Origin of the sequence: Bradyrhizobium sp. 44, assembly GCF_023073095.1 — a bacterium.
Taxonomy (GTDB): Bacteria; Pseudomonadota; Alphaproteobacteria; order Rhizobiales; family Xanthobacteraceae; genus Bradyrhizobium.
Genome location: NZ_JADPIY010000010.1, coordinates 90,733 through 112,453, shown reverse-complemented (window position 1 = coordinate 112,453; position 21,721 = coordinate 90,733). Strand labels below are relative to the sequence as shown.

Genomic DNA, 21,721 nt, shown 5'->3' with positions numbered 1-21,721 from the left:
AACACATCTGTTACAGTCAACACGGCCGGAAGCAATCAAAAAAAACTTGATCTGCATCTGGTTTTCACGCCGAGGCAGAATAGTTTGAGTTTACCTTATTGCCTTTACCTTATTGCCAATGTTTGCAAAAATAGCTAGGTATCTGATCGCGTCCCGTGGACGAAGAACGACAAATGCATAACAATTGCAGCCCAGCACATTAGTGGAACCCTGATCGAGCTATTTCTTATCCGGCTCGCCGGCGTCGCGGGGCACATCGCCCAATTAAACAGCATTCGTATTTCGACCTTCAAATCATTCAGCGCTCGGCCGCTGATCTAGGCCTCCTCGGAGCGAGCCCAGTGCATGACCAAGTGACGTCGATTGGCGCCACAAGCGGCAGCGAAACGCCTTCCATCGCAGTCATCGGCATGGCCGGACGTTTCCCCGGCGCATCGAGCGTGGCAAAGTTCTGGGAGAATATCCGCGAGAGCCGTGAAACCGTCCGCGTCTTCACCGAGCAAGAGTTGCTTGCTGTTGGCGAACGCCCAGAAGTGTTGCGCGACCCGTCCTATGTGAAGGCGTGTGGCTACCTAGACGGCATTGATCAATTCGATGCTGCATTTTTCGGCATCTCCCCCCGCGACGCCGCCGTGTTCGACCCGCAGCACCGCCTGTTTCTCGAATGCTCATCGGAGGCTTTCGAGGATGCAGGCTATGTCGGCGCGAAGGTCGACGGCCCGGTCGCCGTCTTTGCAGCGTCAGGCGCGAGCGAATACTTCACCTACAACCTCGCGACCAATGAAGAAGTCCTGCGCTCGATTGGCGCCTGGCTACTGCGTCATACCGGTAACGATCCGAACTTCCTCGCAACGCGCGTATCCTACGAGCTTGACCTCGTCGGCCCGAGCATGAATGTGCAGACGGCCTGCTCGTCTTCGCTCGTTGCGGTTCATCTCGCCTGCCAGAGTCTGCTCAATGGCGAGTGCGACATGGCGCTGGCCGGCGCCTCAACTATTTACCCCGAGCAGCGAGGCTATCTGTACCGGCCGGGAGAAATCCTGTCTCCCGACGGGCACTGTCGTCCATTCGATGCCCAGGCCGGCGGAACGGTGATGGCATCCGCCGTCGGTTGTGTTGTTCTCAAACGGCTCTCGGACGCCCTGCGCGACGGCGACTGCATCCGTGCAGTGATCCGCGGCTCGGCCATCAACAACGATGGCTCCGACAAGGTGGGGTACCTCGCCCCTAGTATCAGTGGGCAGGCTCGGGTCATTTCCGAGGCACTGGACCTGGCCGGCGTCGCGCCCGAAGAGGTGTCCTATATCGAAGCGCACGGCACCGGCACGCTGATCGGCGACCCCATCGAAATCGCGGCGCTAGTCGAGGCCTTCGGGCCCGACGTTCAACACCAGTCGTGCGCGATCGGTTCGGTAAAATCGAACATCGGCCACGCCGGCGAGGCCGCGGGCATGTGCAGCCTGATCAAGACCATTTGCGCGCTCGAGCACCGCGAGTTGCCGGCGACGCTGCACTATCAAACGCCAAATCCGCAGGCCGACTTTTCCGCCTCGCCATTCTTCGTCAACGCCAGCCTGCGGCCGTGGCCGGTGGCCTCTAGCAAGACGCGGATCGCGGGTGTCACGAGCCTCGGCGCCGGCGGCACCAACGCCCACCTGATCCTGGAAGAAGCCCCGCGCCGGGTTTTGCAGACGCGTCAGGAGACAGAACCGCAATTGCTTCTGCTGTCGTCACGAACCAGCGCTGCGCTAGAGGTGGCGACACGGAATCTGGCCGACCATCTACGGACGAATCCGAGACAGCCGCTCGATGAGGTTGCATTCACACTGATGGCCGGTCGCGAGGCCTTTGAGGTTCGCCGCTCCTTGGTGGCGAGCGATGCAGCATCGGCAGCGGCCCAATTGGAAACCCGCGATCCGCGGCGCATCCTCACGGGCACGGCCATGCGCGAGCGTACATCCACAGTATTCCTCTTCCCCGGCGGTGGAGCGCAATACGCCGGCATGAGCGCGGAGCTCTATGAGAAGGAGCCGGTTTTCCGCGAGGCATTGGACGCCTGCATCGCCGTCGTCCAGCCCCGAATCCCGGTCGATCTGCGCAGATTGATGTTCCCATCGCCCGATGCAGTGACCGAGGCGCACAGGCAGCTCGAGGCCCCCTCCTTGGCGCTTCCTGCACTGTTCGCAGTCGAGTACGCCTTGGCGATGCTGCTGCGATCGTGGGGGCTAGTCCCCGACGCGTTGATCGGGCACAGCGCCGGCGAGTACGCCGCCGCCTGCGTGTCGGGCGTTCTCTCGATGCCGGATGCGATGTCGCTGGTTGCGTTGCGCGGCAAGTTGTTCGAAACGCTCCCCCGCGGCGCCATGCTGTCGGTCGCGTTATCCGAGGAGCAGATGCAGCCGCGACTTGGAAGCGAGCTCTCGCTTGCCGCCGTGAACGGACCTTCGCTTTGCGTCGCATCAGGCCCTGTCGACGCAATCGAGCGGCTCGAAGCCGAGCTCGCTGCGGAGCAGATCGACCACACTCGCATTCACATCAATGTCGCCGCGCATTCGTCGATGCTTGAGCCCATCCTGCGGGAATTCGAGCGATTCTGCCGACCCATTCGGTTTCAGAAGCCAACGATCCCCTTCGTATCCAACCTGACCGGAACCTGGATCACCGACCCCGAAGCGATGGACCCGGCCTACTGGGTCCGTCATCTTCGAAATACCGTGCGGTTCGACCAAGGCGCCCGGACCGTACTGGAGAGTGGTCGCCGAGCGCTGCTGGAAGTCGGACCTGGCCGTACGCTCGCAAGCCTCTACAGGCAGCAACCCGGCAAAGCCGCCGTGGTGACCACCTCGCTGCGTCATCCCAGCGAAGCGGCGTCTGACGTCGTCTTCCTAAAGGAGGCGGTAGGCCGACTTTGGGTCGCTGGCATCGAGCTGGATCCCTCCAGCTTCTTCGCGCAGAACTCACAACGCCGCGTGCCGCTGCCAACCTATCCCTTCGAAAGGCAACGATACTGGATCGACAAGGGCGTGCAGGCCACGACCACCACCTCGCTGACACGGCAGCCTGATCTAGGTCGATGGTTCTCGGCTCCCGCGTTCGTGCGCGCGGCGCCCTCTGGACAGCTTTCTGAAGAAGAGCTTCGCAAGCCGTGGCTGGTTATCGCCGACGCTTCACCGCTGGCCGCCGCAATCGTCAAACGCCTACGCGCGACCGGCGCACGGATTGCCACGGTCACGGCTGCGCCCCAGTTTGCAGAGCGCGGTGCGCTGAACTTCACGATCGATCCGACCCGCGCCGCGGATTATTCCAGGCTAATGGAGGGGCTGCGAAGGCAGGACGCCCTGCCGGCACATATCATCCACCTCTGGGCGCTCGCTCCGAGGCCGAGGCGGTTCTTCGGCTCGTCCGATGACGCCGACCTTGCCGCCTGGGACGTCGGTGCGGTTCAGAATTTCTACAGTTTGCTGTTTCTGGCGCAGGCCTTGACATTCGAGGTCGATCAGGTTCGGCTGACCGCGATCGGCACCGCGATCGAGGCGCTTCCCGGCGAGAGCGAGCTACACCCCGAGAAGTCCGCCTTGATGGGCGTCTGCCGCGTGTTGCCGCGCGAGATGCCCGGCACGTCATGCTCGGTCCTCGACGTGGTCGTGCCGACAGCCAAATCCGCCGCGGAAGCGCTCCTGGCAGATCGCCTGCTCGGCGAGCTCTGCAGCAGCAAGCGCGATCCGCTTGTGGTCCTGCGCGAGGGCGGGCGATGGGTGCAGCGTTTCGATCCGCTGGCGCTGGATCCCGCGCCACAGATGCGCTCCTGGCTGCAGCCCGGCGGGGTTTACCTCGTCACTGGCGGACTGGGCGGCATCGGTCTCGAACTGATGCAGCATCTGGCACTGCACGCCAAGGCCCGTCTCGTGTGCGTTGGCAGGTCGGCGATGCCCCAGGAATCGACATGGGATCGCTGGCTCCAGGACCACGGCGCAGACGACAGCACGTCGCGGAAAATCGAGAAGGTTCGGGCGTTGCGGGCACTTGGTGCCGAAGTGATGCTGGCTGCTGCCGACGTCACCGACCGCGACGCCGTGGCTGATGTGGTAGCCGAGGCAACGCGACGCTTCGGCCGCATCAACGGTGTCTTCCATTGTGCCGGCGTGCTCAAAGATCAGTTGATCGCACTTCGCGCACCCGAGACTCAATCGGCGGTGCTCTCGGTCAAGGCCAAGGGTACCCTGGTTCTGCAATCGCTGTTCCGCGACGGCGAACTGGATATCCTGGTCAATTTCTCTTCGGTCAGCTCGATCCTCGGACTGGCCGGACAGGTCGACTATACTGCCGCCAATGCCGTTCTGGACGCAGTTGCCAAGGCCCGCACGGCGCGGGGCAGTCGGACCCGCACCGTCAGCATCAATTGGAATGCCTGGAAAGAGGTGGGCATGCTCGCGACCTTGGTCCGTGAGCATCAGCGCACGACCGCTGGCGAAATCCCCGGCGCGAGCTCCCTTCTTGGCGACTGCGTGCATGACGATATCAAGCAGACAGTGTTTCGTTCCGTGCTGCATCCCAGAACACATTGGCCGTTGGGCGAACATGTCGTCAGGAATGGCCAAGCGGTCATTCCTGGCACGGGCTTCCTGGAACTTGCTCGCGCAGCTCTTGCGTACCGGCCCGAAAATCGGGCGGTCGAAATTCGCGATCTCACCTTTCTCCAGCCTTTAGCCGTCGGTCACGACGAGGCGCGCGCGATCAACATCAAACTAAATCGCGAAAGTGACCATGGTCTCGCGATCTACGGTGAGTCCGACGATCAGCTCTATGCCACGGCGCGTATCGCCTATGTCGATTCGCCAGCAGTTCCAGGGCAATCCGTGTCAGCCATTCGCGGACGCTGCCGCGAACGTGGCGAGGTGGTCAACAACCGGCTGGTCCAGAACTTCATGGATTTTGGCCCGCGTTGGGCCAATCTCCGGGCGATCAATCTCGGCGAGGGCGAAGCGCTCATCGATCTCGCGTTGCCGGCTGCCCTCGCCTCCGATCTCGCGACCTATGCGCTGCATCCGGCGCTGCTCGACATGGCGACGGGTGCGGCCCAACAGCTAATCCCGGGGTTTGCAGGCCAAGACGATTTCTACGTTCCATTCTCTTATGGCCATGTGCTGGTGCGGCGACCGGTGCCAGCAACGTTCTCCAGCCATGTGCGTTTGCGCGCCGCGGACGACAAAAGCGCAATATTCGATGTCACCCTGCTCGACGAAGACGGCGACGAATTGGTCTCGATCGAACGGTTCATGATGCGCCGGGTCGACGCGTTTGCTGCCAACCCGGCTTCTCCCAGACTGCCGCGGCCGGATGGTCGCGAGACCGCCGAGGAAAGCTTTCTGCGCGAGGGCATGACCACTGCGGAAGGCCTCGAAGCGCTGGACCGTATTATGGCCTGCGATGTCTCGCCGCAAATTGTGGCTTCCACTCTCGACCTTAGCCTCTGGCTGGACCGTCTAAACCAAGGCAGCCGCGGCACACCTGCGGAGGAGGTCAATTGGTCGATTGGAACACCGGGCCTCGTGCGGCCTGGCGGCGATGCCGGCTTCAGAGCGCCCCGGGATGCAATCGAGCGCGACCTCGCGGCCATCTGGCAGGACATGCTCGGCATTCAGAAGGTCTCGATCGACGATGACTTCTTCGAACTGGGCGGGCAGTCGCTGATCGCGATGCGCCTCTTCAATCGGATTCGCAAGGAGCATGGAGTCGAACTGCCGCTCTCCGTGCTCTTCCAGGCGCCCACCATTGCTGCCACCGCGGCGCTGTTGCGAGAAGCCAAGGGCCTCACCGAGATCGATCTATCGACAGATCTCGTCGGGGAGCTCCCGCAATTGAAAGCCCAAGACTTGCCATCGTCTCAAGGCGTGTCGCGGGCTATTGATCATGTGGCTAGCGCGAAGCTTCCGGCGAAGCCTCGATCATTGGTTGAGATCGCGCGCGGCGGCGATCGGCCGCCATTGTTTTGCGTTCATGGCGCCGGGGGTAACGTCCTCAACTTTCGCGACCTCTCCTGGGGACTGCACCATGACCAGCCGTTCTTCGCACTGCAGGCCCGCGGTGTCGATGGCAAGAGCAGCCCGCATACCTCGATCGAGGAGATGGCTCGAGCCTATATTGCGGAGATCCGCGCGTTTCGTCCGCACGGTCCCTATTTGCTGGCCGGCTACTCGGGTGGCGGTGTCGTGGCTTTCGAGATGACGCAACAACTGGCTGCCTTGGGTGAAGAGGTCCCACTCCTCGTTTTGTTTGACACGTTTCACCCTCAGATGCCGATCCGCACGGTTTCTCTGGACCGGATGCTCCTCCGTTTGCGCGAGGAAGGCCTCGGCTACATCAAAGAGATTGTCGGCAAACGACGCGAGCGAGCCCATATGGCGCGCGAGCAATCGCAAATCAGGAGGCATGTCCGCGCAAACGAACCCGTGCCGCACGCGCTGCGGGATCGCCAGCTCACCGACAATTTCGGCCAGGCCGCCGCGCGCTACATGCCCCGGCCGTGGCACGGAAAGGCGATCCTCTTCCGGGCCGAGAGCGTCCCTTATATCTACGGCGGCGGAGGGCCCTACTACGGGTGGGAGAGCGTGATCACAGGCGGATTGAAGATGGTCATGATCCCCGGCAATCATGACACACTGTTGCTTGGAGCCAACGCGAAGGTCTTGCTGGGCCCCTTGAACGCGGCACTCGACGAGGCGAACTCGCGGAAACCTTATCAGGCTGTAGAGAGTGGGCACGCGGGGCTCTGATCCGCTGCCGGCCCGGGCCCAACCCTTCATTTTTTATCGGGCGAAGCGAACGGATTTTCACAATCAAGCGCATTGGCGTAGTCGCGCCGGCAGGAATGAGTTTTGACCAGGCGCTTGAGCGTGGCAAGAACCGGCGTACCTTTGCCGTGGCGAAAAGCTGCATAAGCCGGACAGACGTCCTTTTGCATCAGGGCCCGGCAAGCTGCCATATCTCGGCCCGCGACCGCACTCGCCAGCTGGCCGTAAGAGACGGCAAATTGCCATGCCAACGCTTGCAGGTGCCGCCCTGTCTCCGGCGACAATGTTGCCGGGATCACCGCGCCATCAGGACTGCCGCCGAACAGGATCGCATAGTTCACCAGGGCAATGAAGTAGCGCCCCAAATCGCTCATGTGCACATTGTCGGAGAACAGCAATTGAACACGCGCGGCCGGCGAAATGCCGCCAACACCTGGCACGTTGCCCTCCCACAGCGCGGCAACCAGCTCGGCGAGCGCGCTGCCGCCGGGCAGCACGCGAACGCGCGGCACATCGCCGCGCGGCGGCAGGTGGAGGTTCGCACGGCTGGCGATGCATTCCCACATCGGCGCGACCGCTCGCTCGTAGTCGATCCAGAGCCGCGGCGCCTCCGGATTTATGGGAAGCCAGGAATGATAAAGGAACACCTCGGCGTCGGGATGGCCTGCCAAAAGGTGTTTCGCCATGTGGGTCAAATAGAAAGCGGTGCGTTCCTTGCGCGCGATGGCCGGCAGGTCGTGACGCTCGGCGACGATGAGGACATCGTAGGTGTCGCCGGGTGCCAGGCGCCGGGGTTGGCGCAACTCCTCGGCGACATCCAAGCCGGTACCTTCGCGGTTTTGACCGGAACGATAACCCGGCCAGTCGGACGCCGAAGGCAGGTCGCCTCTTGTCCGCTGGCGCAGCAGCGAATAACCCAGGATCTGCGTTTCAAAATCCAGTTGGTGGCCCAATGAGCCCGCAATCTGCGCGACGACCTCTGGAACCCCCTCGACCAGACTGTGGCCTGAGTAGAAGGCGCGGACGTGATCCTTGCGTGGCCATGACGATACGCCGGCTAGGTCAGTTAGCTCGCACACTGCTCGTCCTCGACATTAGTCGCCCAGAAAGCGGAAAATGAGAGCCGTGGCTAAACAGGGACGGCGCCTGCTTTGCGGCGGCCGGATATCCAATCACGCATCGGCCGTTCAAATCCCCTGAACATTCCAACTGACAACACGCAGATCACCGCCAAGAGACCAACGACATAGACACCGCCAGGCGCCTCGTCGTGGCCCCGCCAGACGAAGGTGAAGAATGCCATCAACACGAACGCATGGAGCATATAGATCGAATACGACGCGTCTCCAAGCGTGCGGACAAATCTGCAATTGAGGACGTGCTCGGGTACTGCGGCCTCTCCGGAGGCCGTCAAATACACCGACGCGAAGAACGCCGCGATGATGAAATAGTCGTTGGCATGTAGCACCATCAAGACGCCCGCTGCTACTAGCGAAAGCGCGCCAAGCAAAACTCCATGCCTCAGCTTGCCGTAAACTCCCGCGATAACGATGCCGGCCGTAAACGTTGGCAGACCCCGGACTGGGCTGTAGTTCTCATCCCAGTAAGGGGCATTCATGAAGCCCCTGGCCCACAACACTTCCAGCGTCACGAACCCAGCCAAAGCAATAGCAACCAATGACAGCATTCCAAATCTGCGGCCGCACAACATCAGGAGCGGAAACAGCAGGTACATGGCAAACTCGACGCTAATTGACCATGCGGGGTAATTGAACTGAAGCGGCGCGTTCAGCGGCCAGGATTGCACGAGAAATATCTGCGCCGGAAGGAGCGACAAGCTGTATTTCTCGGGGTTCGGCGCCGTCTTGTGCGTGGCCGCGATCACCGCGACGGCTGCGAAAAAAAGCCCCAGTGTGACCAGATGCAGCGGGTAGATCCGCGCAAATCTGCGCCTCATGAAGGTAATGAGACCGGGCCACGTATTGACTGATCCGGCGTAGCCGTGAGCAATCACAAACCCGGACAGCACGAAGAAGAAGTCCACGAAGAGATTGAACTTCTCCACTACGGGGAAGAGTTCCCCGCGCTCATGGTCGTGAAGTGCGACATGATAGACCACGACCGCAACCGCGGCCACGAAACGATAGAAATCGAGTGCCACAAAATGTTGGCTCGTACGTGACAAATGAGTATTCCCTGCTCAAACAACTGATCCTAGACTGGATTTGGCGAGTAAATCAATTTGTGATAAGTCTCGTCCTTATTTCGGTATATTTAAGGTGCAATATGCAAATTCCCTGGCGACTGAAGAAGCCATTCAGAACTGCACAATCCTACTTTCCGATCCTCAAAGAAGCCAAAGACCAGTTCTATTATTCTTACCGGAAGGTAAGGAGCGTTCCCAGCGAACCGTTTTTCGCAGCTATTCGCTTGTTCAAGGACAGGCTTGATGGGTCCTACATCGACGTCGGAGGGAACCTCGGCCAGTCGATCGATAACATCCGGCTCTACGCACCAAACGCAAGGGTTGTCTCATTTGAGCCAAATCCGGCTCTCGCATCGAGACTTGCAAAGCGCTTTCGCAGCGATCCCGATGTGACTATTCGCCCGATCGGGTTGTCCGACAAGCCCGGCAATTTCCAACTGCACGTGCCATCCTATCGCGGCTTTGTCTATGACGGCCTGGGCTCTCTGGACTACCAAGAGGCCCATTCCTGGATTAATTCGGACACCGTCTATTTTTTTGATCCGGCAAAACTTGTCGTCGACTCCCACGCCTGCTCGGTCGAAACTCTCGATGCGCAGAAACTAGCCGATCCAATCTTCATCAAAATCGATGTGCAAGGCTTTGAGTTTCAAGTGGTAAAGGGCGGCGTCGAGACGCTCGGACAACACGAACCAATACTTCTTATTGAGGACTTTAGCGCCAAACCCGACCTGATCGAGTTGACGGCGTCTCTCGGCTACAAACCGTATACTTTTGAGTCCGGCCGCCTTTTGCCTGGCGCCTCGGAGACCGTCAGCTTCCTTTTCACCCCGAAGCGGATGTCCGCTGTCACGGGGGGACATGGGACCCGAACGTACAGTTGAAGCAACCCTCCGAGCATTGCGCAGTTCGACGGAAGACATTCCATCAGTATCATCGCCAATTTCGACCACCTGCGGGACGAAGGCTAGGGTGTCCTCTCTCAAGCTCCCGGAGGCGGTACAAGATGCGCCCTTCTCCGGCACGGATGGATGGACGGCGTGACACGCCGGCCGGCGCCGAGTATCACATCACGCTAGGCGGGCCTCGACGAGGTTTGCCTGCCGCCACGATTTTGGGGGCGGGCCGCGGCCCGGTACGGATCGAGTTTAACGGAGTGCGGACAATCGGCTATCTGTGAGACCAGTGGCCTGAGGAGGTTCGGCTTTGGTCACGGACACCGAGCAGCCCCGGCAGATGATCAACTTGGTCGCGAGCCGCTTGTCGCGATGGGCATCGATTTCCCTTTGAGCCGCTGACCACTCCGGAGACCTTGGCTCTAGACTAGCGAGCAACGCGTCCTCTTCCGCGGTCGGATCCTTCTTCGGCGAGGCGGCTGCAACATGAGGTCCACGCTGGCGGACCTCCGGCAGGTTCGGATCTCGACCAGTTCCGTCCCATGCGATCCGACCGGCCGGCTGTGGACCGCTCGCACACCCAGATAGCGTCATGCCCAATAACGCCAAGCAGAAGGCTCCACAGATCAGACTGTTCGCCTGCACAAAGACCACCATGAAATCCATTCCTTGGAAAAGGCTCGGTATATCGAGCAACGACATTAGATCAGGAGGTCTTGGCGCGGCTTTGAGGCACCCGCGGGGCGCCGCAGTGACAGAGATTTGTCCCGACGGTATCCAAGGGCCGCTTGATGAGGCGAATTGAAGCAATAGACTGCTTTCGCAACGTCAAAGCTGCAAACCGAACTGGGTGGCGAAACTTTTGCGGCTCAGATCAGCAATCCCAAGTGCCACCGGGCGGAGCCTAGGCCATCGTCAGTCGGAAGGGGAGCGGATACGCTCCGGCGCACCGATGTAGCAGGGCGTGCCTGCAGAGTTCCAAGACAAGGCGGAGATCTGTACGACCAAGAACGCACTTGATTAGTAGCTCGAGGATCTGCGGCGACCGATATCGAAGCACGGTGGGCCTCCTACTCTTAAATCAGCACGCCGTGAACATGGAGTCTTACATTCAGGCGTGCGAAATCCTTTTGCTGCTTGAGTCACTCCTCAACGGAGCTCAGCTTCGCCGTCTACTGCTTACAAAGGAGATTGATCTCTGCAGCGGCTGAGCAGACCGACGCATCGGATTGCTAATCGCAAGAGAGGCAAACATTGCGAGAAGAACTCGACCGAGAGAGCAACCAGTGACGACTAAACTGCAAAGCCCATGAGAAAGGCAGCAACCTTATTCTCCCGGAGCACATCGCACCTCTGCTATACCTCACCGTCTTCGGCTAGACTTTGTCCGTAAGACCCTTGCAGGAGCTCGCCACCCACGAAAACAAACCTGATCGAGCAGACGCAAAAAGGCACGCCTGGGCCGCTTTCCATCAAGAGAAGAATCGTTTTCGGATCTGCCAGTCAGCGCTCCAAGGAGGGCGAAGCCGCTCGGAGGTCCTGACCTACGGTCTATCACGGCCCAATTTGGGCTGCCCGCATTGAGCTCTGGCAGAAAGAGGCATTATTGCATCGCAGCATTTGATTTCATTTGGCGTAGCCAGGATTGCGCGATAACCTACCCGCACTAAGCAAGTTAGGATCTTCCCCTGCAGTCCATTCTTTTGGTGCTTGGCATTTGGGTCGGGATCAACATCCTCTTCCTGTTCATCATGATCCCGCCGCGAAAACCGCGAACAAAGGGCCCACAAGTTGGCGCCCAAGCGCGGCTGCGAATCCATAAGAGCGGCTACTCTTTCGAGGAAGAGGAGAAGTTGCTTCTCCGTCATGTCTTCTTGTCAGTGGCCATCGGCATTTTCTTTTCACTCGCTCCTCTGCTAATCGAACTTATTGAAGCCGTTAAGAGCGCCATCAAAAGACGACGGCCCTAAGTGCTTCGGCGTGGACGCGGCGGTGTGCCGACCGCGATGAAGACAGCATCGGCATCCACGACCGGCTCGGACAGATCGGTGGTGAACTCCAGCCCGCTTGGCCTTGACGTTGGTCGCGACCAGTTCGTCGAGCCCGGGCTCGTAGATCGGGATCTCGCCGCGATGAAGGGCCGCGATCTTCTTCTCGTCCTTATCTACGCAGATTACGTCGTGACCGAAATCCGCAAAGCAGGCTCCGGACACCAGTCCCAGATAGCCCGTTCCGATCATCGCGATTCGCATGAAAAACGGCCAGTTGAAAGCGGGATGGCCGCCGAGCGAGGCCGGCAATGTCTCCTTGCCGGTGTTCGCGATCGTGAGTGAAAGATCGAGACCGGATTCATCGAGCGCATAGGTTGCCGTCAGGCGGAACGCGAAGGAGTAGAGCGCGCGCGCGTCTCGCTGTCTTCAAGCACCAGGACACAGCGGCTTTCGCCACGTTCCGCCCACGCAAAGCGGCTGTCACGCGCGAAGCCGTGCTGGGTCATCCGGTAGGTCCTGCCCCGGTGCCGCAATTCGTCGTTGGCGAGACGCCCGACGATCGGAAACAGCAGCGGCGCATGGCGCGGCCAGGCCGGCTCCGCTCGCCAAACAAATCCGACGCCGGCATCGCTCGCCAGCGAAACATCTAGGCGCCCTGCGCCTTGATGGTCGCGGTGAGCCCGCCGGTGCGGATCGTGTGCGTGTCGTCGATCATGACGTTCTCCGGCTTGGGAAGGGCGCGTCCGGGGCCATTGCGCAGAACGAACCCAAATGTTGTACACGCGCGCTCCATGATACTGAATTTTCAGAGAAATCGCCCTCGCTATTAGGTCACTCGGCAGCTTTTGTCAGCATCGATAGAGCGCGCTGCAGATAGCGGTCCACGGCGGAAAGCCTCTCCAGCTTTTCAAGAACCAGCTGCGGAAGTTGAGCTGTCAGCAGTTCCTCAGTCGAGCTGGCCAATTTAAGGCGCTCATTCTCGATCTGAACGATCCGCGCGAAGATGTCCGCGGGTGTGGCCGAAGACCGCTGATCCCAGGTCTCGTCTGAGCCCGCCTGCTTGGCCGCTAGTCCGTGGCGAAGCGCATTCATTCGCGAACGCTCTTTGCCCTCTTGCGTTCGCGGCCCGGTGCTTTGGGCCGCATTGCGTCGGTTTGCTGCGATCTGCTTACGTGTCGCCATCCTGAGCCGCTTTCTTGGATTCCTCCAGCATGCGCTCCTGCCGCTCCAACTTCTTCTCCTCCCGCATCTCGTTGAAGAAATTACGCCTTGCAGCAAGACTGAGCGGCATACGCTGCTCGGGATCACGGGAGGAATAGGCTCGCTCGAGTTCTTTCAAGGCCTGATCGCGTTCCCGGATCGCTGCTTTCCGCATCGTCTCAATCTTCCCCAGCCCAGGAAGGGAGCGCTGGAGCGCCTCGGTGTCGACTGCGTCGGCGCCAAAGCCACCACGCTCCAGGCTCGAGCTGAACTTCTGGCGATGATCGGAACTGGCGAAGTAATCCATAGCAACTTCCTTCGCAATACGGTCATGCTCTTCCTTCTCCTTCTTCGAGGACGGCACAACCGCGTGCAGCTTGTGATACAAGGCTTCCACCGCCTCGCGGCGGTTGTTGTGGACGAGGCGATTGATGAGGTCGTCGAGCCACATCAGACGCGTGATCGCCTTGGTAGCATTGAAAACCGCGAGAAACTCCAGGTCCGACTTCGGACGGTGGGGCAGCATGCTCTCGGCGACGGAGGTATGGATGTCACGGAAGAAATCGATCGTCATGCCAGCCGGCAACGGCGGATTGTCCAGCATTCTTTTGATAAAGTCAGGTATGTAGTTGCGGGTCTCTTCGTCATCCTGAAGACCTGCGTAGATATCCTCGATGCTTTCCTCTTTCTCTTCTTCCTGGGCTTCCTCTTCCTCTTCCTCTTCCTCTTCCTCTTCCTCTTCCTCTTCCTCTTCCTCTTCCTCCGATCGTGATTCTTGCGCTGTATCCTCGGTTTCCTCGGCCTCATCACAGGAGGCTTCGGCAGCAGCGTCGTTCGCGAGGCTAGCCTCGTCGGTAACGCCCGGCCGAAGCGCCTCAGTGGTCTCTAGCGATTGCGTTGCGGTGCCGTCTCCCGTCACGTCCAAAGCGGCATCGCGTTCAGTCGCGCCGAGAGCCACGGCCTCGCGCGCGCTATTGTCCTTATCATCAAGCACTTCCGGCTCCTTTCATCTTAAGAGAAGCCGGAACGATAAGGGCTTAGTCGGAGCCCAGCGCTGAAACCTCGTGGGAACAATCGGGGGCGATCGGGTAAAGTCGAACGCGGTCGCTTGCGTGTGCCATCGCCAGACGAACAATTGAATCGACCGTCACTGGCGCGAGGCGGCGCTCTTGCAGAAAACGCTGAAACGGCGGCAGGACTAGGGTTAAAAAGTCGCAGAAAGGACCGCCCTCCATCGAGCGCAACACTTTCTCGCGACGCTCGCGGCGAACGATTTCTGATCGGCTCCGCGATATCGGCACCCCACTGGCGGTGAAGATTGGCCCAAAACGCTCTGCCAGTTCTCGGTGTGCCGGATGCGGCGGGCGCCCTGCCGAACGCCTTGCTTGGACTTGATGCAGCGCTAGCTCTGCTGCGCGACTCAGATTTTCCGCGGTTGGCGGACCAAATACATACGGCACCCCTGTTTGATCGGTGCCCCAAATATCCATGGCATATGTCCCGGGCGCTTCGTCCTTCCGTCGATTGTGGTTGGCCAGCTCCCATTGAACGGCCGCCGGCAATTCAAGCAGGTCAGAAAGGCCTGGTTCTCTTGCGACGCGTGCCAATGTGGCGGCAAGCACGTTGGTCCTCATCTGCTCGCTCTGAACGGCCGCGATCGTCAGCGCCGAGATGATCGGCGTCAGTTCCTCTTCCTCCTCCGGCGTCAATGGCATGTCTGCATTGGGGAGCTCATGGTCCTTCCGTACATAAAAATCCAACATGGCCAGGATTTGCCGCGCGACCGGCAAGATGCCCTCGCGCATGAGCGACCATACCGCGACCCATGGCATGGCCGTCTCGGTGAGTTGGGCTTTATGGTGCGTCGGCAAAGTGACCTCTCGTTCCGTCAAGCAGTCAGAATGCAACTTTTTAACGAGGATCAACAGATCTCGCGATCCATGCCTGGCATATTCACAGCTAAATTTCGCTCGGGGGCTGCGATAAGCCCAACTCGTGACAAGGAAGGTAGCCCTATCGCGCTGGCCAAGTCGCGACAGTTGAACTCGCGCATTAGTTACGTATCCGCTGATCATCCGCTTACTTCCGAAGCGTGACTATCCGTCCATCTAAAACGCCTCGGCCGTGAGGTTGTGGAGCAGCCGCTCTTTCAATCCGAGCATTTGGCGCGCAGTACAGTGGGCCGGGGGCTTCGCTCCAAAGCCGCTTGCGATCGATACCGGGATGAATAGATCGAGCCAACAAACCTAATTTGCAAAATCATTTCGCAGGCGAGGCTAGCAAATCGCTCACCGCCTCCCATTTCCTGATGGGAAAATTTAAAAAAAGCCGGCCAACCAACTTCGCGGCGAGATCGAAAATTACTTGAACATTTTGAACCGTCAGGAAACGCCAGTAATGACAGATGCGGCTCAGTCGTCAAATCTGCGTATTCTCAGCTACGCGGCTGAATATGCTTCGTTGGTCACAAAGCACCGAGCGGCGGATAACTATGCGCAGCCGACCCTCCAGAGCAAGATGGGGGACCTGCTCGAGACCTGTAGGCGGGAGCTTGAAGCGGAAAGCTTGCGGCGCTGCGAAAAAGTAGCGGCCCATATTCGCAATCCTGTGCGCGACAGAACCTCGTTCGATTGCGCGATCGATGGAGCGGAGGCAGAGATAGTGCGCCTTTGTTACGCGACGCCGCCTGTTCTTACCCTCGACAACCTGTCGGGCGAAGATTTGATCTCCTTGGCTGATCTTTACGAGGGATGGAGCCAGGATTGCAGGCTCGATCAACGGACAATGATCGAACTCCTGGGATGGTCTGACGGAATGAGGATGCTGGCGGATGCGGTTGGAGCAGACTACGCGCCTCTTCCCCTTCGGGAAGGCGCCAAGATGTCCCTCCTTAAATTCATGGCCAATAAGATGCGTTCGACTGGTAAAACGTAGCGAGCATCGGCGCTTTCAGTCACGATTTGAGTGCGCATCAATATTGATCGTGCAGTATCGAACACGTGCTGATGGAGAGGATTGCGGGAGTGGGTTTGGGCCATGCCGCGAATGGCCCCAATCGGAAACCCGGGTCGGGCCCGGGCTCACTAGGGTCTGTACTCAATAGGGATTCCATTCGAAATTGGATTGTGAATCAAGCGTCTCATCTGAAGGGAGGCTTGAATGGCAAAGCAGGTTTACTGGCTCTGCGATGCGGAACGGCGGCGGGCTGAGTTGTTGTTGCCCCCGGGGCGCAAAAGGGCGCACCGGGTCCACGATCGGCGCGTCATCAGTGGCATCATGCACATGCTGAAATCTGGTTCACGCTGGTGCGATTGCCCGGAAGTCTAAGGTCCCTACACAACGGTCTATAACCGCTTCAACCGCTGAAGCCGGCAGGGGATTTGGACGGGTATCTTTTACGCCCTGACGGGATCGACCGGTATGTACGGATCGATATCGGTGGACTCGACCTACATAGCCCATGGCTCCGCCGCCGGCGCAAAAGGGGGGCCTTCGACAATGCAATCGGCCGTTCGCAGGGCGGGCATACTACCAAAATCCACGCGCTGACTGACGATATCGGCCGTCCCTTGACCTTCCTGATTACCCCGGCAACACCCACGACTTGGTCGGTGCACGCGACCTAATCGGCAGGATCCGCAATCCGCGCCGCTTGCTGGCCGATCGAGGTTACGACGCCAAGAGCTTACGCGACGAACTGGGCGCACGCCGTATCAAGGCCGTGATCCCGCCGAATCCGACCCGCAAGCATCCGCATTGGTATGACAAAGCAGCATACAAAGGTGGAAACGTCATAGAGCGCATGTTCTGCAGGCTCAAAGACTTCCGTCCTATCGCAATTCGATACGACAAGCGCGCACATATTTTCCTGTCTGCAATCTTGCTCGCAGCCGCAATCTCATGGTGGGCTAATTGACTCCGGACCCTAGAGCAACCCGGAGATTCAGATCACCAGCTGACCACTGGCGCAGCTGGCAATGCGACAACCACCAAACCAAGCACAATCCCGCCGACGAACAGCAACGGCATCGGTGCTACGACGGCGCCGGGCACGACGACATCCGGCAACTGGACGACAACGCAAAAGTAGCAATTCTGATCAGCTTGCACTCTCTAAGCCCGGCGTTCGGGCGCTGAGCTTTTTGTTAGGGGCTTGAGACCTGGCAAAAGGACGCGCGTGGCGTGAGCCATCTCGATCTTCTGAAAGGCTAATCAGCGCCTAGCCGACAGAAGCGCTTGCCTTGGTTCCGCGGCCACGACCTTTCGCATTTTTTCAACATCTTCAGACGACCGATGTGGGCAGTCTGCCGCGACATCGCTGCGCTCAGATCGCGCTGGACGGCTCTGACCATTGCGGTTGTCGGTTATTTGAACCGATTAGGTGATGGCAGTCATCGCACAGGCCTACTTAGCCGAACGCCAGGCCCTCCGCCGTTTTCTTCGATAAATTGCACGCCAGCGGCCTCGAAAGCCAAGCGGACGACTTGGAGTGTGGAACGCCGCGGTTCATGACTCCCTCCCTCCAGTTGTCGGACAGTCACAATCCCTATCTTGGCGCGATCGGCAAGCTCCTGCTGACTCCAATCCAGGAGGCCACGCGCGGCACGACATTGCATCGGAGAAATCATTTAGACCACCTTCCGAAACAATATGTCGAAAAGCGATTGATTTGTCCAAAATGTACATTATAGTCATATCTGTCGTTTTTAGATGGAGATGATGAATGGCTACCCCGACGCGGCAACTAAAAACTCGAACGGACTACATTGGAGGATCAGATGCCCGGATCATCATGGGAGACGACCAGGACAAACTGATCAGGCTTTGGCGTGAGAAGCGTGGGGAGGCCTTGCCCCTGGACCTCAGCAACGACCTAATCGTCCAACTCGGCAGCATCACCGAGGACCTCAACCGGAGCTGGTACGAGCGCACAAGCGGCCACACCGTCAGCGACGTTCAGCGCAAGGTAAGGCATCCGGTCCACAAATGGATGGGCGCGACGCTGGACGGCCGCGTTCAGCAGACTGGTGCGGTCTATGAGGCCAAGTTCATGCTGCCCTGGAATTTCTCCGAGGAAGCAGCCGCCGACAAGCACATGGCCCAGCTTCAGCACAATATGTGGGTGATCGCAGCGCGCTCAGCGGTGCTTTCCATCATCACGGGCGGCGGCAAGTGGGTCGAGATCACAGTCCATGCCGATCCGCTGTATCAGCACCTCCTCCTGACCGCAGAGAAGAAGTTTTGGCGGTGCGTCCAAGCCGGCGAAACGCCTCACCTGTTCGGGATCGAGACGCCACGCCCACGACTTGAGGCGATCAAGATCGTGGACATGGCCTCGTCCAACTCCTGGGCTGAGCTAGCCGCAACATATGTCGGCACTCGCGAAGCTCATGCCAATCACGAGGTCGCCAAGGCTGAGCTGAAGAAGCTCGTTCCTGAAGACGCCAAAGAAGCGATTGGTCACGGCATCAAGGCCAAGCGATCAAAATCGGGCGCAATTAGCTTTGAAGCTCTAACGATGGAGGCAGCTCGTGCATCAGTCCAGTGAGCGTATTGGCGCGATTGCAGGAGCATTGGCCAAGGCCCAGGCCGAGTTGACCAATCCGGAGAAGACATTGAGGGCCACAATTCGCTCGCCCTTCCCGCGCGAGGATGACCGAACATTTCGCTATGCCTCCTTGGCATCGGGGTTGGACATCATCCGCAAGAGGCTGAGCCAGCAGGAAATTGCCACCATCCAGACCACCCGGATCGAGCAGGCCACCGGTCAGATCCATCTTACTACTCTGCTCGCTCACGCTTCCGGGGAATGGATCTCATCCGACCTGCCGGTCTGCTCCGGAAAGGATGTCGAGGCGCCACACCGGATGGGGGCGGCGCTAACCTATGCGCGCCGTTATGCCTTATTTGCCCTGGTCGGGATCGCAGGCGAGGACGATCTGGATGCGCCCGATGCGATTGCCGGACCACCGGCCTCTACCGAGCCGCGACCGTCGCCACCATCGAAAGGAAAGCCGCCCAAAGGCGCCTTGAACCGGCCGCCAATTTTGGGGGCCCAAGATTCAGCCGCGCTCCGCGAGCAGTTGCTGGCTCAGCTTGCCGGCACCGACGATCTCCTAGCCTGGGCCAAGATCAGCCTACCCATCAAAAACACCCTTCAAGAGGTCGACGCTCTATCAGTTGAGGCAGCTTACCAGGAACGGTTGGAGCTTGCCGCCCATCCCATGGCGATCGCAGGGGAGAGACAGCCGGCGCAGGATCCCGTCCATGCTTTGGCTTCCGACGTCGCCCAAAGCCCACAGGCTGGTACCGAACTAGACGAAGCTGAGCCTGTACAAGCGGCCGTCGAAAGCGACCTCGCCATCCGCAAGGAACCACCGCGCAAAAGGAGCAAGGTGCACCTCGCCTTCGTTCGCCAGCATCCCTGCCTGGTCTGCAAGCGATCCCCTTCGGACGCACATCACCTGAAGTTCGCCCAACCTAGAACGCTAGGCCGCAAAGTAAGCGATGAGTTTACTGTGCCTCTGTGTCGCTCACATCATCAGGCTTTGCATCGAAACGGCGACGAAAGAGCGTGGTGGGCGAATCTGCAAATATCCCCCCTGCCTGTCGCAAGGGAACTTTGGACGGCAAGCGAGGCAGAGGTCATTGCGGAAGCCCCATCATTAAATCGCAAGTTGTCCCGGGACAACGAAACAGAAACTCAGCAGCAATGAACGATCTTTGGAAATCGGAAGAAACCGCATCGTCTGATCGGTCGTTGTCCCATGCCAAGCAGACGTCCTGAAATTAACCCTCTGCAGCACTCACGGGTCGGATGTCAAAGGGCGCCGAGCGAGCGATTTTCGGCGAAGGCGCCGCCCCGTTTCTCGCCGCACTGATTGTCTCTGTCGAAGCACTTGGGCTCTTGCTCCTCGTCTTGCTATAAGCGGGTAATTTAAAAGGAAAGGCGCCTGGCCTGCTCTTCGGGGGGCGCCGCGCCCACAGCCTTTAGTGCAGCAAGTCGACAACGACCGATGGATACAAGATCAAGTGCATCGACTATCGGTCGCATCGCCGATGTTCCGAGCGGTCCGACCAAAAAACGGGCCGTTGACGTATTCACCCGGGAGTAGTCATCGGCTCTGCCCGCCCGAGGAATAATCGACCGAAAGTAACTTCGACCGAACGATGCGGAGCGGTCGTATCTTGCTAGCCGTCGCGCGGCCCGCTCGAACGTCCAACGCTCTCATAGACGAAGCCGGCCGCAGCCACGTCCTCGGGGCGGTAGATGTTGCGGAGGTCGACGACGACGGGCTGGGCCATGGTCGCCTTCAGCCGGTCGAGGTCGAGCGCGCGGAACTGCACCCATTCGGTGACGATGACGATCGCGTCGGCGCCTTGCGCGCAGGAATAGGCATCCTCGCAATAGGTGATGCTGGGCAGCTCGGCCTTGGCCTGCTCCATGCCGACGGGATCGAACGCCTTCACCTTCGCGCCCATGTCGATCAGGCCCGTGACCAGCGGGATCGACGGCGCGTCGCGCATGTCGTCGGTGTCGGGCTTGAAGGTGAGGCCGAGCACGGCAATGGTCTTGCCGCGCAAGGAGCCGCCCAGCGCCTGGCTCACTTTTCTCGCCATCGCGCGCTTGCGGTTCTCGTTGACCGCCAGCACGGATTCGACGATGCGCAGGGATACATCGTAATCCTGCGCGATCTTGATCAGCGCCTTGGTGTCCTTCGGGAAGCAAGAGCCGCCGAAGCCCGGGCCGGCATGCAGGAATTTGGTGCCGATGCGGTTGTCCAGGCCAATGCCGCGAGCGACTTCCTGGACGTTGGCGCCGACCTTTTCGCAGAGGTCCGCGATCTCGTTGATGAAAGTGATCTTGGTCGCGAGGAACGCGTTCGCGGCGTATTTGATCATCTCGGCGGTGCGTCGCTCCGTGAACATCAGCGGCGCCTGGTTGAGCGACAGCGGACGATAGATGTCGCCCATCACCTTGCGGCCGCGCTCGTCGGAGGTGCCGACGACGACGCGGTCGGGAAATTTGAAGTCGCGGATCGCCGCGCCCTCGCGCAGGAATTCGGGGTTCGAGGCGACGACGACGTCGGCCGTGGGGTTGGTCTCGCGCATGATGCGCTCGACCTCGTCGCCGGTGCCGACCGGAACGGTCGACTTGGTCACGACGACGGTGAAGCCGGACAGCGACTGCGCGATCTCTTTCGCGGCGGCGTAGACATAGGATAGATCGGCGTGGCCGTCGCCGCGGCGCGACGGCGTGCCGACCGCGATGAACACCGCATCGGCATCTGCGACCGGCTTGGACAAATCGGTGGTGAACGCCAGCCGCTTGGCCTTGACGTTGGTCGCAACCAGTTCCTCAAGCCCGGGCTCGTAGATCGGGATCTCGCCGCGATGAAGTGCCGCGATCTTCTTCTCGTCCTTATCGACGCAGATGACGTCGTGACCGAAATCCGCAAAGCAGGCTCCGGACACCAGTCCCACATAGCCCGTTCCGATCATCGCGATTCGCATGAAAAACTCTTTCCGTTGAAGACGGATGTTCCACCGAACATCCTAGACATTTCTCTATCCGGCCGCACGCCCAACATTAGGGCAAGATGCTTCCCGAACCGAATAAACCTTAGCCGCCACGCG

General features: G+C 59.7%; 12 protein-coding genes and 3 pseudogenes. 6 read left to right on the top strand and 9 right to left on the bottom strand.

All coding sequences use genetic code 11. From position 1 onward, the window contains the following. Positions 1–341: 341 nt before the first annotated feature. Positions 342–6,773 carry a type I polyketide synthase gene (locus tag IVB41_RS09880; RefSeq protein WP_247430424.1) on the top strand — a complete coding sequence of 2,144 codons (6,432 nt, stop codon included), beginning with the start codon at positions 342–344 and terminating at the stop codon, positions 6,771–6,773. Between the two features lie 26 nt (positions 6,774–6,799). On the opposite strand, the gene IVB41_RS09875 is transcribed toward IVB41_RS09880, so the two are convergent. Both IVB41_RS09875 and IVB41_RS09870 read right to left on the bottom strand, forming a co-directional pair. Then, complete coding sequence (locus IVB41_RS09875; protein ID WP_051462779.1) at positions 6,800–7,744, bottom strand: hypothetical protein; 945 nt, start codon at positions 7,742–7,744, stop codon at positions 6,800–6,802. 176 nt (positions 7,745–7,920) lie between these two features. Then, positions 7,921–8,952, bottom strand: a complete 1,032-nt coding sequence (locus IVB41_RS09870) for an acyltransferase (RefSeq protein WP_027567902.1) — start codon at positions 8,950–8,952, stop codon at positions 7,921–7,923. 125 nt (positions 8,953–9,077) lie between these two features. Here IVB41_RS09870 and IVB41_RS09865 point away from each other — a divergent pair, with 125 nt between their 5' ends. Continuing rightward, positions 9,078–9,881 carry an FkbM family methyltransferase gene (locus tag IVB41_RS09865; protein ID WP_247430421.1) on the top strand — a complete coding sequence of 268 codons (804 nt, stop codon included), beginning with the start codon at positions 9,078–9,080 and terminating at the stop codon, positions 9,879–9,881. A 1,996-nt stretch (positions 9,882–11,877) separates the two neighbouring features. On the opposite strand, the pseudogene IVB41_RS09860 reads toward IVB41_RS09865, so the two are convergent. The 5 genes and pseudogenes from IVB41_RS09860 to IVB41_RS09840 form a co-directional block, all read right to left on the bottom strand. Then, positions 11,878–12,145 (bottom strand): annotated as a pseudogene (locus IVB41_RS09860) (3-hydroxyacyl-CoA dehydrogenase NAD-binding domain-containing protein); the annotation flags it as partial. A 6-nt stretch (positions 12,146–12,151) separates the two neighbouring features. Continuing rightward, positions 12,152–12,599, bottom strand: a pseudogene (locus tag IVB41_RS09855) (aldose 1-epimerase family protein); the annotation flags it as partial. A gap of 116 nt (positions 12,600–12,715) precedes the next feature. Further along, on the bottom strand, positions 12,716–13,066 hold the full coding sequence (locus tag IVB41_RS09850; RefSeq protein WP_247430418.1) for a hypothetical protein: 351 nt from the start codon (positions 13,064–13,066) through the stop codon (positions 12,716–12,718). Continuing rightward, the gene (locus IVB41_RS09845; RefSeq protein WP_247430415.1) at positions 13,053–14,078 is read right to left on the bottom strand and encodes a hypothetical protein; all 1,026 of its coding nucleotides are present in this window, start codon (positions 14,076–14,078) and stop codon (positions 13,053–13,055) included. Before IVB41_RS09845 ends, IVB41_RS09850 begins: the two co-directional genes overlap by 14 nt. A 43-nt stretch (positions 14,079–14,121) precedes the next feature. Next, positions 14,122–15,009 carry a hypothetical protein gene (locus IVB41_RS09840; protein WP_247430411.1) on the bottom strand — a complete coding sequence of 296 codons (888 nt, stop codon included), beginning with the start codon at positions 15,007–15,009 and terminating at the stop codon, positions 14,122–14,124. 439 nt (positions 15,010–15,448) lie between these two features. Between IVB41_RS09840 and IVB41_RS09835 the strand changes: the two genes are divergently transcribed. Together IVB41_RS09835 and IVB41_RS35885 are read left to right on the top strand one after the other, a co-directional pair. After that, positions 15,449–16,018 carry a hypothetical protein gene (locus tag IVB41_RS09835; protein ID WP_247430408.1) on the top strand — a complete coding sequence of 190 codons (570 nt, stop codon included), beginning with the start codon at positions 15,449–15,451 and terminating at the stop codon, positions 16,016–16,018. Between the two features lie 225 nt (positions 16,019–16,243). Further along, positions 16,244–17,000: pseudogene (locus IVB41_RS35885) on the top strand (IS5 family transposase). A 475-nt stretch (positions 17,001–17,475) separates the two neighbouring features. On the opposite strand, the gene IVB41_RS09825 reads toward IVB41_RS35885, so the two are convergent. After that, positions 17,476–17,700, bottom strand: coding sequence for a helix-turn-helix domain-containing protein (locus IVB41_RS09825; protein WP_346770814.1), 225 nt, complete (start codon positions 17,698–17,700; stop codon positions 17,476–17,478). Between the two features lie 107 nt (positions 17,701–17,807). Between IVB41_RS09825 and IVB41_RS09820 the strand changes: the two genes are divergently transcribed. Further along, positions 17,808–18,632 carry a YqaJ viral recombinase family protein gene (locus tag IVB41_RS09820; RefSeq protein ID WP_247430399.1) on the top strand — a complete coding sequence of 275 codons (825 nt, stop codon included), beginning with the start codon at positions 17,808–17,810 and terminating at the stop codon, positions 18,630–18,632. Beyond that, the gene (locus tag IVB41_RS09815; RefSeq protein WP_247430397.1) at positions 18,616–19,800 is read left to right on the top strand and encodes an ERF family protein; all 1,185 of its coding nucleotides are present in this window, start codon (positions 18,616–18,618) and stop codon (positions 19,798–19,800) included. Before IVB41_RS09820 ends, IVB41_RS09815 begins: the two co-directional genes overlap by 17 nt. Positions 19,801–20,275: 475 nt before the next feature. Here IVB41_RS09815 and IVB41_RS09810 read toward each other — a convergent pair whose 3' ends face one another. Continuing rightward, positions 20,276–21,598, bottom strand: coding sequence for a UDP-glucose/GDP-mannose dehydrogenase family protein (locus tag IVB41_RS09810; RefSeq protein WP_247430394.1), 1,323 nt, complete (start codon positions 21,596–21,598; stop codon positions 20,276–20,278). Positions 21,599–21,721: the final 123 nt, after the last annotated feature.